The organism is Amphritea sp. HPY, from assembly GCF_050870985.1.
Lineage (GTDB): Bacteria > Pseudomonadota > Gammaproteobacteria > Pseudomonadales > Balneatricaceae > Amphritea.
This window is the reverse complement of record NZ_CP194015.1, coordinates 1,884,048-1,897,737: the sequence shown is the minus strand read 5'-3', so window position 1 is coordinate 1,897,737 and position 13,690 is coordinate 1,884,048. Positions and strand designations below refer to the sequence as shown.

The following is a 13,690-nucleotide window of genomic DNA, read 5'->3' as shown; positions in this document are numbered from 1 at the left end:
TTTGTCAGTTGGAACGTATTTTGCTGTGTTGTGTGGGATAAATAATAAATAAGAAAGGCGAGTCTGCTGACGGAGAGCCCGTAATGCCCCAATCTATAGAAACGTTCTACGAAGTGATGCGACGCCAGGGGATAACGCGTCGTAGTTTTCTGAAATACTGCAGCCTGACCGCTGCAGCGCTGGGGCTGGGCCCCACATTTGCCCCCCGTATTGCCCATGCCATGGAAACCAAAGAACGCACGCCTGTCATCTGGGTGCATGGACTTGAGTGTACCTGCTGTTCAGAATCCTTTATTCGTTCTGCCCATCCACTGGTCAAAGATGTCGTGCTGTCTATGATCTCGCTGGACTACGACGATACCCTGATGGCCGCTGCCGGTCACCAGGCTGAAGCTGCTCTGGAAGAGACTATTCAGAAATATAAGGGCAAGTACATTCTGGCGGTAGAAGGTAACCCGCCACTCAATGAAGACGGCATGTTCTGTATCGTCGGTGGCAAACCATTTCTGGAACAGCTGAAGCACGCTGCAAAAGATGCCGCGGCGGTAATCGCCTGGGGTTCCTGTGCATCCTGGGGCTGCGTTCAGGCGGCGCGGCCGAATCCGACCCAGGCGGTTCCCATTCATAAAGTGATTACCGATAAGCCGATTATTAAAGTGCCTGGCTGTCCACCTATAGCTGAGGTAATGACCGGTGTTATCACCTACATGCTGACCTTTGGCAAACTGCCGGAGTTGGATCGTCAGGGTCGGCCGAAGATGTTCTATAGCCAGCGGATTCACGATAAATGCTATCGACGTCCGCACTTTGATGCCGGTCAGTTTGTTGAGCAGTGGGATGATGAAAGCGCCCGTAAAGGTTACTGCCTTTACAAAGTAGGCTGTAAAGGGCCAACCACCTATAACGCCTGCTCTACTGTGCGCTGGAATGAAGGTACTTCGTTTCCGATTCAGGCTGGTCATGGCTGTATCGGTTGCTCTGAAGATGGTTTCTGGGATAAAGGCTCGTTCTATGATCGCCTGACCGATATCCAGCAATTTGGAATAGAGAAGAACGCCGATGAGATCGGTATGGCTGTTGCGGGTGGTGTGGGTGCTGCCGTGGCCGCGCATGCTGCAGTAAGTGCTGTTAAACGGGCGCAGTATAAAGGAGACCAGGAATAATGAATACACCCCTTAATGCGAGCGATCTCGATAATAGTGGCCGGCGTATTGTCGTTGATCCGGTGACCCGGATCGAAGGTCACATGCGTTGTGAAGTCAACGTCGATGAAAATAATATAATTCGGAATGCGGTTTCCACTGGTACCATGTGGCGTGGCCTTGAAGTGATTCTTAAGGGTCGTGATCCCCGTGATGCCTGGGCTTTTGTTGAACGGATCTGCGGTGTCTGTACCGGCACCCATGCCCTGACATCAGTACGAGCGGTAGAAGACGCTCTTGGCATTCAGGTGCCGTTGAACGCACACCTGATCCGCCACCTGATGGATAAAACGCTGCAGGTGCATGATCACATAGTGCATTTCTATCATCTGCATGCGCTGGACTGGGTTAATCCGGTTAATGCACTTAAAGCGGATCCCGTGGCCACCTCTGAGTTACAGAAGATGGTATCTGCGCATCATCCAAAATCCAGTCCGGGCTACTTTAAAGATGTTCAGACCCGCTTAAAGCGGTTTGTCGAGTCCGGTCAGTTAGGTTTGTTCTCAAACGGTTATTGGGATAATCCGGCGTATAAATTACCCCCGGAAGCGGATCTGATGGCGGTAGCACATTATCTTGAGGCACTGGATCTGCAGAAGGATATTGTCAAGATTCATACGATCTTTGGCGGCAAGAACCCGCATCCGAACTATATGGTGGGCGGTGTTGCCTGTGCCATTAACATTGATGGTGTGGGTGCCTCCGGTGCGCCGGTAAATATGACCTCACTCAACTTCGTCCTGCAGCGCATTGAAGAAGCCAAAGCGTTTACCAAAAATGTCTATCTGCCCGATGTGATGGCGATCGCCAGCCTCTATAAGGATTGGTTGCACGGAGGTGGACTGGCATCGCAAAACGTCATGTCTTTCGGTACCTATGCGCAAGTGCCGTATGACAAGTCATCCGAACTGCTGCCTGCCGGTGCCATTGTTAATGGTAACTGGAACGAGGTACATGAGGTTGATGTTCGTGATCCTGAGCAGATTCAGGAATTTGTCGATCATTCCTGGTACACCTATGAAGGTGATAAGAAGGGCTTGCACCCATGGGATGGTGAGACCGATCCGAAGTTTGAGCTGGGCCCTAATACGGTCGGTAGCCGTACCAATATCAAAGAGATCGACGAATCTGCCAAGTACTCCTGGATCAAGGCGCCACGCTGGCGTGGCCATGCCATGGAGGTTGGGCCGCTGTCGCGCTATATCATCGCCTATGTATCCGGTAAGGAGTATGTGCAGGAACAGGTTGATCGCTCGTTGGCGGGCTTTAATCAGGCTACCGGACTGGAGCTGGGCCTGAAGCAGTTCCTGCCATCGACGCTGGGTCGAACCCTGGCCCGGGCGCTTGAGTGTGAGCTTTGCGTCGATACCATGCTGGACGACTGGCATCAGTTGGTGGGCAATATCAAAAATGGTGACAGTTCTACCGCTAACGTCGAGAAGTGGGATCCAAGCAGCTGGCCGAAAGAGGCAATGGGTGTCGGTACAAACGAAGCCCCCCGTGGCGCACTGGGTCACTGGATCAAGATCAAAGATGGCAAGATCGAAAACTATCAGGCGATTGTGCCGACCACCTGGAACGGTTCACCCCGTGATGGTCAGGGCAATGTTGGTGCTTTCGAGGCTGCATTATTGAATACGCCGATGGAGCGGCCCGATGAGCCGGTTGAAATCCTGCGTACCTTGCACAGCTTTGATCCCTGTCTGGCATGTTCTACCCATGTCATGTCTGAGGATGGCCAGGAGCTGACGAAGGTTAAGATTCGCTGACATTAACCGCTACGCCGGTAGCTCGTTTACCGGCGTGCTGGAGGGTTTCGCTATGGAAACAATAAAACAGAGAAAGCAAACCGCGGTGTATGTCTATGAGGCGCCTTTGCGTCTGTGGCACTGGGTGACTGTATTTTCAGTTATTACCTTGTGCGTAACAGGCTATTTTATCGGTGCGCCATTACCGACGATGCCGGGTGAGGCCAGCGACCATTTTCTGATGGGCTATATCCGTTTTGCGCACTTTACTGCGGGCTATATTGTAGCGGTTGGTTTTTTGGGGCGTATCTACTGGGCCTTTGTTGGCAACAGCCATGCGCGGGAGTTGTTTTTGCCTCCGCTTCTGAGTGGGAAGTGGTGGAAAGAGGTTTGGCATGAGGTGCGTTGGTACCTGTTCCTGGAGAAGATTCCGAAGAAATATATCGGCCATAATCCGCTGGGCCAGATGGCGATGTTCTTTTTCTTCGTTATCGGTATCAGCTTCATGATCGTCACCGGCTTTGCCTTGTATAGTGAAGGCCTGGGGCGGGAAAGCTGGGCCGATATGATGTTCGGTTGGGTTATTCCACTGATGGGGCAGAGTCAGGATGTGCATACCTGGCACCATCTGGGGATGTGGTACCTGATCACATTCGTGATGGTGCATGTCTATGTCGCCATCCGGGAAGATATTATGTCCCGCCAAAGTTTGATTTCGACCATGATTGGTGGTTGGCGAATGTTTAAAGATGATCGCCCTGATTGAGGCTGCAGGCTGCTCGCTGAGCCTGTTTGCTTAACTTGTTTCTTGTTCACGTCTTGCTCATCACCAGAGCGTACGAGAATTTTGCCGGATCTTAAGTGTTTGTTCGCAAGCGCTGGGCTTCGGCTTTTTTTTATCCGTTGCAAATGAAAATTAGAAATAGTGAAAGTTGGAGATAGCAATGCAGCGCTTACGGTTTTATGGTCGCCGACCGGAACACCCCGGTGAGTTTCTTGAACGATGCTATCTCAAGCCGCTTAAGATCAGTCAGTCGCGACTGGCCAAAGAATTGGATATATCCCGGCGTCGGGTTAACGAGATTGTTAACGGGCAGCGGGCGATTACTGCCGATACCGCACTGCGACTGGCTCAATATTTTCATACCACACCGATGTTCTGGCTGGAAAAACAGCAACTGTGGGAACTGTATCAGGTGGGACGGAATATCTGATTTATTGGCTCTGTTTTCTAAGTTAGCCTTAACCTTTCAATTAAAACTAAACGTGTAGCTGTACCATCGGGCATGTTATTGATATAACGAGTGATACTTCAGGAAGCCTTTTCTCAATTTTTAACTGTTGTTGCTTATGCCTGTAACTTAGTTCAGTGATTAGTCTCTTATGGTGAAGCTTGTGAATTTGGATTTGTTAACATAGGGAATAGGGTATGCGGTGTTCTTTAAGGGGAATTCTATTACTTCCCTTAATCTTCCTTTTACTGCCGTTTTACACCCTGGCCAGTGACAGGTCATCAGCAACGATTTTTTTTCTGGGCTCTGGTAGTGCTGATACCCCCTGGACTCAACTGGTCAGTCAGGGGGTAATTGAGAAGCTTAATCAGTCCGGTCTGCCTTATACTTATCATATTGATCATCTGGAGGCAGCTCGGTTTGATGAGTTGAAACAGTACGATCTTATGCTTCGTTATTTAAAAGAAAAGTATTCAGGTAGAGAGCCGGATATCTTTATCGCCGCAGGCCCGGCTGCTTCGAATTTTTCTCTTCGTTACCCGAATCTTTTTGCCTCATCAAAACGAATATTAATTCAGTCAGGGGAGGAAAGCTCTGATCGTGCGACATTAATTGATGCTGAAATCGAGCACTCATTGATGGTCAGAGAAATGGTTCGTTTATCAAATCCTAATAAGGTCTTTATTGTTGGTGATTCAGTACAGCCCAGCGATAAGTACAGACTCAGTAGCATTACTTCCGCTTTAGATCAGGTAAAGGTCCGCTATGAAATTCTTGAAAACAAATCTTTACCTGACTTGCTTACAGCGGTCTCGAAACTACCAAACGAAAGTGCAATTTTCTATGCGCCTATATACCGGCGTTTTGAAGGGAAGGGTTTAGCACCTGCTTATGTTCTGAAAAAGCTCCATCAGGTATCTCGCTCGCCAATTTATTCCAGTTCAGATTCAACCCTAGGATTCGGTATTGTTGGGGGGTATCTTTATTCTCCCAGCAAACTTGGCTTTATGGCCGGTGAAGCAGTCGATAGCCTGGTCAGTGGGGAGGCTATTACCTTTACTCAGAATGGTTTCGGCTATGCCTATGACTGGAATGAGGTGACCCGCTGGGGTTATCAAGGACTTATCAACCAGGAAGCGAATATCCTGTTTAAGTCTCCTTCTCTATGGCAGCAGCACAAAGGAAAATTGATATTCATTACCTTGTTCTCTTGTATCTTACTTCTGCTTTCAACTGTTCTTGTTCTTATTAACAGGCAGCTAATTAAGACAAAGAATATTCTCAGCAGAGAGCGGTTGCTTTTAGAAGAGAGAGTTGAGGAACGAACTAAAGAGCTTTCTTTTCTCCATAAACAGGCTGTAAAAATGGCACGGATAGATGTACTCACTGAGTTGCCTAACCGTCGTGCTTTTTTTGAAAAGGGTGAGGTAGTCCACTATCAGGCGGAAAGATACCATAATCGCTATTCAATTATGATGTTTGATATTGATCTGTTTAAAAACATTAATGATATCTACGGCCATCCAGCTGGTGATAAGGTTATTCAAAAAGTTGCCAAAACTATCCAGTCTCAAATTAGAAAGTCCGATCTGGCGGCTCGAATTGGAGGAGAAGAGTTCGCGGTTATCATGTCAGAGGCAAAGCATGATCAGCTCCATTTTCTGGCGGAAAGAGTCCGATATGAGATTGCAGAAACCCCGGTCTTTTTTGAAGGTAACCTGATCAAAGCCAGTGTCAGTATCGGAATAGCTGAATATCAAGCAGATGACCAGGGTATTGAGTCGATTTTAAGCAGGGCAGATAAGGCGCTTTATCAGGCTAAACAAACTGGAAGAAATAAGGTAGTTATCTATTCTGACGATTGAAGCCATGGGGTAGGCATACTCTGAACTGCACTTTTCTTTACCCTGAACAAGGATGTAGAGTGAAGTGTAATGACCCGAGCTCGAAATCAAATCAGCTGCATTTCAGATACTTCTTAAATATCACTGTGGCTCTCGTTTCTATATTTGATGTTCGTGATGGTAGTAAAGTTGCCAGTATGTGTAATGTTACTTTCCACTTGCTGGCCATCTCTTCACTGTAACCCCCTCTGTAACACCGTATTTCCGGCGTTTCGTCGCATAGAGCAATATTGGCATAAAGCTTGTAACCCTTCCTGTAACAGAATAATGACATCGACTGTTAAGGGGAATGAAATCCATCATGTCTGATAAACAGGTACTGATTCTTGGAATAGGTAATCTGCTCTGGGCCGATGAAGGCTTTGGCATCCGGGTGGTTGAAACGCTGAATGAACGCTATACATTTCCTGACAACGTCGAGTTAATGGATGGCGGTACCCAGGGGATCTATCTGGTGCAGCATGTTCAGCAGGCGGATGTGCTGGTGGTATTTGATGCGATCGATTATGGCCTTGAGCCGGGCACTATGAAGTTGATTTATGGTGATCAGGTGCCGAAATTCATGGGTGCTAAAAAAATGAGCCTGCATCAAACCGGCTTTCAGGAAGTGCTGGCGATGGCTGAATTCACCGGTGACTACCCAAAGCATCTGATGCTGATCGGTGTGCAACCGGTTGAGCTGGAAGACTTTGGCGGCAGCCTGCGCGAGCCTGTACGTAAGCAGGTTGATATTGCGATCACTAAGGCGTTGGAATTTCTGGCACCTTTTGGCGTAGAACCGCAGCCTCGTCAGCAACCTCTGGCCGAAGATGACCAGTTGGCTCCTTCGGAGCTGCAACGTCAGCGCTATGAGCAGGAGCGGCCTTCAGAAGATGATGCCTGCCGTCAGGGTGATTACCGTTTTCTGAACGCTGCCGCCGACAGCAATAAAGGCAGCTGAGCATGTGTATCGGTATACCTATGCAGGTTCTCAGTTGCCAGGGTTTGAGTGCACTGTGTGAAAGTGACGGACGGCAAGAAGAGGTCGATCTGAGCCTGGTTGGAACACAACCGGTTGGTAGCTGGTTGCTGGTTTTTCTGGGTGCTGCCCGGGAGGTTCTTGATCAGCAAAGAGCCCGGGAGATTGCTCAGGCGATTCAGGCGCTGGCTGCGGTTGCCGGTGGTGCATCGGGGGCCGAGCTGGACCGGCTGTTCCCTGATCTTGCCGAGCGTGAACCACAACTGCCCGATCATCTACGGTAGAACAATTTAACTATTACCCGACAAAAGAGAGTCGCTGATGTTGATTAAGCGTTTAACCCAAGAGCTGGGGTACCCTGAACTGGATGCCGAAAACTTCGATAGCTTTATCGAGTCGCAGCCATACTCAGTACTGTTTTTTACCGAGGAACCAAAGCGTTTTCCGGAATCTTATGATGTTGCCGTGATCTTGCCGGAACTGCTGAAACAGTTTCCGCAGCTGTCACCCGCGGTGATTTCCCGCAGTGCTGAAAAGCCACTTCAGGGGCGCTATAACTTTACCGTCTGGCCAGCCCTGGTATTACTTAAACAGGGGCGCTACCTGGGTACTATCAGCAAAGTTCAGGATTGGGATACCTATTTAAAGGATATCCACTCTCTACTTGCTAAAGAGCCAACCCGGAACCCCGGTATCGGTATTCCGGTAGTGGTTAATCCGGCGCAAATTAATTCGTGCGGTTAAGGAGTCAACAGCATGCACCCGAATGATATCCCACTGATCAATATGCCGGCCGGGCCAGGCTCCCAGGCGGAAGCCGAAGATGACATGGTGCTGGACTATATGCCGATGCCATCGCAGATGAATACCTACGACCTGCCGATCATGCCAGAGGCTGAAGAACTGGCCGCCTGTCCTGAAACGTTGCTGCTGCTGGATACGTTACAACAAGGGCTGGACAGCTATCGTATAGGTCAGCCAACGCTGAGCCTTGAGCTGGATAAGCTATCTGTAAGCGGTTTGCAGCTTATCAATCAGATTCTGGGCGAGGGGGAGGTCAGTCTGGTGTGCCAGTCTGCTGGCTTACCGGTTAACTGTCAGGAGACCGTGCTGGCCGGTGTATGGCGCTTGCGTTATCTGAACGGCGCGGGTCAGGTGACGCGCGAGACATTGGAAATTGCCGAGATACCGCAACTTATTCGTGAGCAAGGCTTTGCCGGCAGTGAGTTATTACAGGTTGATAGACAGCAATGGCCGGTCGGTGTGCTGAATGCGCCACCGGTATTGGTCGAGCTGCAACACAAGAGTTATGGCTATCAGGCAGGTAGCGAACCCCATGTCATTAATCTGTCTCTGCTGCCCTTTTCACCCTCTGATCATGAGCTTCTGGAACAGAATCTGGGGCAAGGGGCGATTGTTATTCTTTCCCGGGGCTATGGTAACTGCCGTATCAGCAGTACCCGGATCAAACCGGTTTGGCGGGTACAGTATTTCAATTCTACGGATCAGTTAATTCTGGATACGCTGGAGGTGGTCGATATCCCGGCTGTTGCTTGTGCTGCCCAGGAAGATTTACAGGACAGTGCTGAACGGCTGAAAGAGATACGTGAGGTTTTAGTATAACTATGGCTGAGGATAATTCAGGGGCGCGCTTCGAAGGCAGTTATCTGGGACGGGATGAAAATCTCAGCACAGCGACGCGGCTGGAATGCAAGATCTGTTGGTATGTTTATGATCCGCAGTGCGGTGATGATGTCTGGCAGATCGCAGCAGGTACTGCGTTTAGCCAGTTACCTGATCATTGGCGTTGCCCGGAGTGTGATGGCGATAAGGCACAGTTTATGGTGCTGGATGACTGACATCGTTAAGCCCGCCGATATCGAATCCCGCTATCGGGATATCCTGCACCAACAGATGGAAGGTGTGGCGCTGGTTAATCAGCGTCTGGATGTTGCGGCAATCGGTTTTCGTGAGCTGCTTAATGATTCAGTCAACAGAGCTGATGGGGTATCGTTCGATGACGCTGAGCAGATAGGTGTATTGCTGACGCCCTGGTTTATGAACCTGATGTTATTACCCGGTAGTAGCGAGCAGTGGACCGAGCAGCTTGCTGGTACTAAAACTACCCGTCGGCTACCGTCCGGTCGTTACGAGTTTATCTATGGCTGGGATCCGGTGTTGGGTGGTTATGGCATGTGTGCGCTGTTTTCACCGATGTTTGAGTTTGATTCACAGCAGCAGGCTGTAGCGACTGCGGATGAGGTTTTGCACGCGCTGTTTGATCAGCATAACTACGCTCCTACAGACCGGCAGATAGCATTGCAGGAAGCAGCTGCAGCACAAGAGCAAAGTTTGAATGACCGTTCTGGTATGGCGATGGGTAAAGATAAAGAGTCAGATTTTGTTGTATCTGCTAGCCCTGTATCTGTTGTTACCGATGAAGCTCAGCAGGGGGTGGAACGACCTGCGCAGTTGAGTCGTCGCCAGTTTTTTACTGCCGGTCTAAGTACCGACAGAAGAAAAGGGTAAGGGGGTAATGGCTAAGGTGACTGGGCATAATGTGGCGGGAATTAAGGCGCCGGTGATGGCCGGGAGTATTGGCCCGGGGCAGCTTAGCATTGAGGTCGATTTTTGTAATAACTGTATTGTTGATATCGATATAGTATCGCAAAGACCTTTACATACTTATCGCTTGTTACAGGGAAAAAAAACGCAACATGCAATTCAGTTGCTGCCAATGCTCTACTCGTTGTGCAGTACTGGTCAGACCGTGGCTGGCTTAAGAGCGGTTGAGCAGGCCGGTGGATATCGCGTGGGTGTTGAAGTGTCCAGAACACGGGCGGTGTTGTTGCAGGCGGAGAATTGTCGCGAGATATTGCTGCGCTTAGGTCAAAACTGGCTACCCCGGAGCGATGCCAATAATCATCTGATGCAACATTTTATGATCTGGTACGCTGGCTTACAAAACCTATTTGCTGCGGCGCTTTGTCTCAAACCATCGACTTCTGAAGTAATTGCTGCGACCCGGGAGCTGCCGCTACAGGCTAACCTTCTGGAACGGTTGCTCGCTGAGTTCTTCGGCTTCAAGCCGACAGAACTGGCGACCCGGCTTAGCCAGCTATGCCTGCAGGACGTAACGTCTAATCCTGTGTTGCAAAGTGTCGTAGCGCAGCAGCAACGCTTTGGTGGTTTTACATTCTGCGCTGACCTGCCTTCGCTGCCTGATCTTTCCTGTAGTGATGCTATGGCGCGACTGGAGCAGCTCTTAACTGCGGCTGATAGCCGCGATTACTGTGTTGCTCCTCATTGGCAGCAGCAATGTTGCGAAACCGGCTGTTATCAGCGGATGCAGCATGAACCTGCGATCAGACAGATGCGACAACGGGGTTGGGGTGAAATTGCTATCCGTTATAGTTGTATGCTGCTGGAATTGGCACAAATGCCGGATCGATTAAGAATGAGTGCAAAAGAGTGTTTTGTGCACTCTGGTACCGATAAGTTACAACTGCACAATATCGGGTACGGTATTGCAGAAACAGCCCGGGGAACGTTGCTCCATCGGGTTGTAATGGAACAGGGTAAAGTTGCTGAATACCACATTGTTGCACCGACTGAGTGGAATTTTCACCGCCAGGGTGTGCTGGCAAAAAAACTGAAAGGCTTAGCGGTGGAATCTGAACAACATGCACTTGAGCTGACCGGGCTGTTTGCGTTACTGGTGGATCCCTGTGTAGGCTATCAGGTAAGTTTGAAGAGTGAGTTGCTGCATGCATGAGATGTCGATCTGCGAAGGGATTATTCAGGTTCTGGAAGAGCAGGCCCGGAGCCAGAATTACACTAAGGTAAAAACCGTCTGGCTGGAAATAGGGCCGTTGGCGATGATCGAGAATGATGCGCTGCGTTTCTGCTTTGATGCGGTGACCCGCAATACCCTGGCACAGGATGCACAGCTTGAAATTATTGAGCTGCCAGGGCAGGCCTGGTGCCTGCAGTGCGCAAAAAGTGTGGCGATACGTAAGCGTTATGATGCCTGTACCGGTTGCGGCAGTTACCAGCTGCAAGTGACTCAGGGTGAAGAGTTAAGAATTAAAGAGTTAGAGGTGGAATAAGATGTGTACTGTATGCGGCTGTAGCGAAGGTGAAGTGTCGATTGAAGGGCATGAGCACCATCATGGGCATGGTCATCATAGTCATGGCGACAGCCACTCTCAGTTTCATTCTCAACCCCAACAGCATAACCGTCATACCGGTGAAGATGGTACCGAGACAGTACTGGTGAGTGAGGGGGATAATCTTCACTTTGGCCATGGCCCGGCCCATGCTCACGCGCCGGGCCTCTCGCAGAGCCGAATGGTTCAGATTGAACAGGATATCCTGGGCAAAAATGATCGTTATGCCAACCTTAACCGGCAGCGTTTTGAGCAGGGTAACCTGTTTGCCCTTAATCTAGTATCCAGCCCTGGCTCGGGTAAGACAACTCTGCTGACGGCATCGATCGAACGTATAAAGGGGCGATGCCCGGTTGCGGTTATCGAAGGCGATCAGCAAACAGCAAACGATGCTGAGCGAATTCGTGAAACCGGGGTTCAGGCGGTGCAGGTAAATACCGGAAAGGGCTGCCATCTGGATGCACACATGGTTGGCCATGCGCTGGAGCGTTTTGAAGACCTGGCGGGTGGTTTGTTGTTCATTGAGAATGTCGGCAATCTGGTTTGCCCTGCAGCATTTGATCTGGGTGAGGCGCATAAAGTCGCTATTCTGTCGGTCACTGAAGGCGAAGATAAGCCGTTGAAGTATCCGGATATGTTTTATGCTGCGGATCTGATGTTACTGAACAAGGTGGATCTGCTACCGCACCTGGATTTCGATGTAGAGCAGTGTATTGCCGCAGCTCGTCAGGTAAATCCAGAGATCGAAGTCATTCAGATATCGGCCCGCTCAGGTGAGGGGATGACGCAGTGGCTTGAATGGATTGAGCAACGTCGCCGGGCCCGGATTCAGACCAGTATTGATCAGTTACAGTCACGGATTAGCCAGTTACAGGCGATGGTGTAAACGATGCTGAAGAAGAAACGTCCACTGATACTCTGTGTTGATGATGAGGTGCGCTCGCTTGAAACCCTGGAGCGTACCCTCGATGAAGAGTTTGATGTATTGACCGCCGGCAGTGCCAGCGAGGCGATCACTATTCTGGAAAATAACCCGGTTGAGGCGATTCTTTGCGACCAGCGGATGCCGGAAGTGACCGGCGTTGAACTGCTCAGTGAAGTGCGCGAACGCTGGCCGGAGCCTGCGCGCCTGATTTTGTCAGGTTATACCGATTCGGAAGACATTATCCGCGGCCTGAATGATGCAGGTATCTATCAATACATAACTAAGCCCTGGCACCCGGATAATCTTCTGATGGTGGTGCGCAACGCCTGTCAGCTGTGCCAGTTACAGAATGAAAATGATCTGCTGACCCTGGAGATGCGTTTAACCAGTGATCAGGTAGAGAAAAAACTCAGTGTTAAAAAAGCCAGACTGAAGTCAGAGTTTCATCTTGATGAGATTCGCCGTACAGCGCAGAGTCCGCTGAATAATCTCTGCGATCAGGTGGCTAAAGTGGCGCCTTATGATGTCTCTGTGCTGGTCACCGGGCCTTCGGGAACCGGTAAGGAGCTATTTGCCAGAGCGCTGCACTATAACAGTCTGCGAGCGGATAAGCCTTTCATTGTAGAAAACTGTGGCGCAATGCCAGACGAACTACTTGCCTCCGAGCTGTTTGGTCATAAGAAAGGCTCGTTTACCGGTGCTATCAGCGATCATATCGGAATGTTTGAACAAGCCGATGGTGGCACCATATTCCTCGACGAGATTGGTGAAATTTCCCCGGCCTTTCAGGTTAAATTATTGCGGGTGTTACAGGAGCGGGAGGTACGCCCGCTGGGGGATTACCGGCGGCGCAATGTTGATGTCAGGGTGATTGCCTCTACGAACAGGAACCTTGAAGAGGAGGTGAGAGCCGGGCGCTTCCGTCAGGATCTGTACTACCGTCTCGCCGAAGTCACTATGACGTTACCAGAGCTGGCGCAACGGAAAGTTGATATCCCCCTGTTGGCACAGAATTTTCTGGACAAGGCGATGCGGGAGTTTGATAAGCCGATGCGTGGCTTCACCGAAGAAGCACTGGTCTGCATGCAGGCATACTGCTGGCCGGGTAATGTACGGGAATTGCAAAACGAAGTGCGGCGCATGCTGGTATTAGCGGATGGAGAATATCTGGGAGCTGACCTGTTGTCGCCACGGGTATTGCACGCTGCGCCGCAGGATGAAACACAAGGGACCGAACAGTTAACCGGCCTGGATGGCAGTTTGAAAGACCGTATCGAAGCACTGGAGAAGCGGATTCTGCGGGAGACTCTTATCCGCCATCGTTGGAACAAGAGCCAGGCATCGCGGGAGCTTGGTTTATCCCGGGTAGGGTTACGATCTAAACTTGAGCGTTATCAGCTTGAGCGGGTAACAACGCTGGCTGCGGCAGGTAAGGTTGCCTCTGATACAGAGCATTAACAGGCACTGTTTAAGCGTTCGCGCAGAGCTTTGATACAGCTTTAAGCGGACGTTTTGCTTTCTGATCTTTGCACAGCTAGTTTTAAACAGGGTG

General features: G+C 50.1%; 15 protein-coding genes. All 15 read left to right on the top strand.

Going from position 1 to position 13,690, the window contains the following annotated elements; translation table 11 throughout:
- Positions 1 to 83: 83 nt before the first annotated feature.
- The 15 genes from ACQUQM_RS08660 to ACQUQM_RS08590 all read left to right on the top strand — a co-directional run bounded on the left by ACQUQM_RS08660 (position 84) and on the right by ACQUQM_RS08590 (position 13,596).
- On the top strand, positions 84 to 1,163 hold the full coding sequence (locus ACQUQM_RS08660) for a hydrogenase small subunit (RefSeq protein ID WP_432474073.1): 1,080 nt from the start codon (positions 84 to 86) through the stop codon (positions 1,161 to 1,163).
- Complete coding sequence (locus ACQUQM_RS08655) at positions 1,163 to 2,971, top strand: nickel-dependent hydrogenase large subunit (RefSeq protein ID WP_432474072.1); 1,809 nt, start codon at positions 1,163 to 1,165, stop codon at positions 2,969 to 2,971. The genes ACQUQM_RS08660 and ACQUQM_RS08655 overlap by 1 nt, the downstream gene beginning before the upstream one ends.
- A 52-nt stretch (positions 2,972 to 3,023) precedes the next feature.
- Positions 3,024 to 3,716, top strand: coding sequence for a Ni/Fe-hydrogenase, b-type cytochrome subunit (gene cybH, locus ACQUQM_RS08650; RefSeq protein WP_432474071.1), 693 nt, complete (start codon positions 3,024 to 3,026; stop codon positions 3,714 to 3,716).
- A 178-nt stretch (positions 3,717 to 3,894) separates the two neighbouring features.
- Entirely contained in the window at positions 3,895 to 4,164 is a 270-nt protein-coding gene (locus tag ACQUQM_RS08645) for a HigA family addiction module antitoxin (protein ID WP_432474070.1), read from the top strand.
- Between the two features lie 215 nt (positions 4,165 to 4,379).
- Positions 4,380 to 6,047 (top strand): diguanylate cyclase, encoded by a 1,668-nt coding sequence (locus tag ACQUQM_RS08640; protein ID WP_432474069.1) that lies wholly within the window; start codon positions 4,380 to 4,382, stop codon positions 6,045 to 6,047.
- Between the two features lie 340 nt (positions 6,048 to 6,387).
- Positions 6,388 to 7,026, top strand: a complete 639-nt coding sequence (locus ACQUQM_RS08635; protein WP_432474068.1) for a HyaD/HybD family hydrogenase maturation endopeptidase — start codon at positions 6,388 to 6,390, stop codon at positions 7,024 to 7,026.
- Between the two features lie 2 nt (positions 7,027 to 7,028).
- Positions 7,029 to 7,328, top strand: coding sequence for a HypC/HybG/HupF family hydrogenase formation chaperone (locus tag ACQUQM_RS08630; protein ID WP_432474067.1), 300 nt, complete (start codon positions 7,029 to 7,031; stop codon positions 7,326 to 7,328).
- Between the two features lie 37 nt (positions 7,329 to 7,365).
- Entirely contained in the window at positions 7,366 to 7,788 is a 423-nt protein-coding gene (locus tag ACQUQM_RS08625; protein WP_432474066.1) for a hypothetical protein, read from the top strand.
- A 12-nt stretch (positions 7,789 to 7,800) separates the two neighbouring features.
- Positions 7,801 to 8,667: a hydrogenase expression/formation C-terminal domain-containing protein gene (locus ACQUQM_RS08620; protein WP_432474065.1), complete on the top strand. Its 867-nt coding sequence runs from the start codon at positions 7,801 to 7,803 to the stop codon at positions 8,665 to 8,667.
- Between the two features lie 2 nt (positions 8,668 to 8,669).
- A complete protein-coding gene (locus tag ACQUQM_RS08615; protein ID WP_432474064.1) occupies positions 8,670 to 8,903 on the top strand; it encodes a rubredoxin in 234 nt (77 codons plus the stop codon).
- A complete protein-coding gene (gene hybE / locus ACQUQM_RS08610; RefSeq protein ID WP_432474063.1) occupies positions 8,896 to 9,573 on the top strand; it encodes a [NiFe]-hydrogenase assembly chaperone HybE in 678 nt (225 codons plus the stop codon). Before ACQUQM_RS08615 ends, hybE begins: the two co-directional genes overlap by 8 nt.
- A 7-nt stretch (positions 9,574 to 9,580) precedes the next feature.
- Positions 9,581 to 10,819, top strand: a complete 1,239-nt coding sequence (locus ACQUQM_RS08605; protein ID WP_432474062.1) for a nickel-dependent hydrogenase large subunit — start codon at positions 9,581 to 9,583, stop codon at positions 10,817 to 10,819.
- Complete coding sequence (gene hypA, locus ACQUQM_RS08600) at positions 10,812 to 11,153, top strand: hydrogenase maturation nickel metallochaperone HypA (RefSeq protein ID WP_432474061.1); 342 nt, start codon at positions 10,812 to 10,814, stop codon at positions 11,151 to 11,153. Before ACQUQM_RS08605 ends, hypA begins: the two co-directional genes overlap by 8 nt.
- 1 nt (position 11,154) lies before the next feature.
- A complete protein-coding gene (gene hypB / locus ACQUQM_RS08595) occupies positions 11,155 to 12,099 on the top strand; it encodes a hydrogenase nickel incorporation protein HypB (protein ID WP_432474060.1) in 945 nt (314 codons plus the stop codon).
- 3 nt (positions 12,100 to 12,102) lie between these two features.
- On the top strand, positions 12,103 to 13,596 hold the full coding sequence (locus ACQUQM_RS08590; RefSeq protein WP_432474059.1) for a sigma-54-dependent transcriptional regulator: 1,494 nt from the start codon (positions 12,103 to 12,105) through the stop codon (positions 13,594 to 13,596).
- Positions 13,597 to 13,690 lie beyond the last annotated feature (94 nt).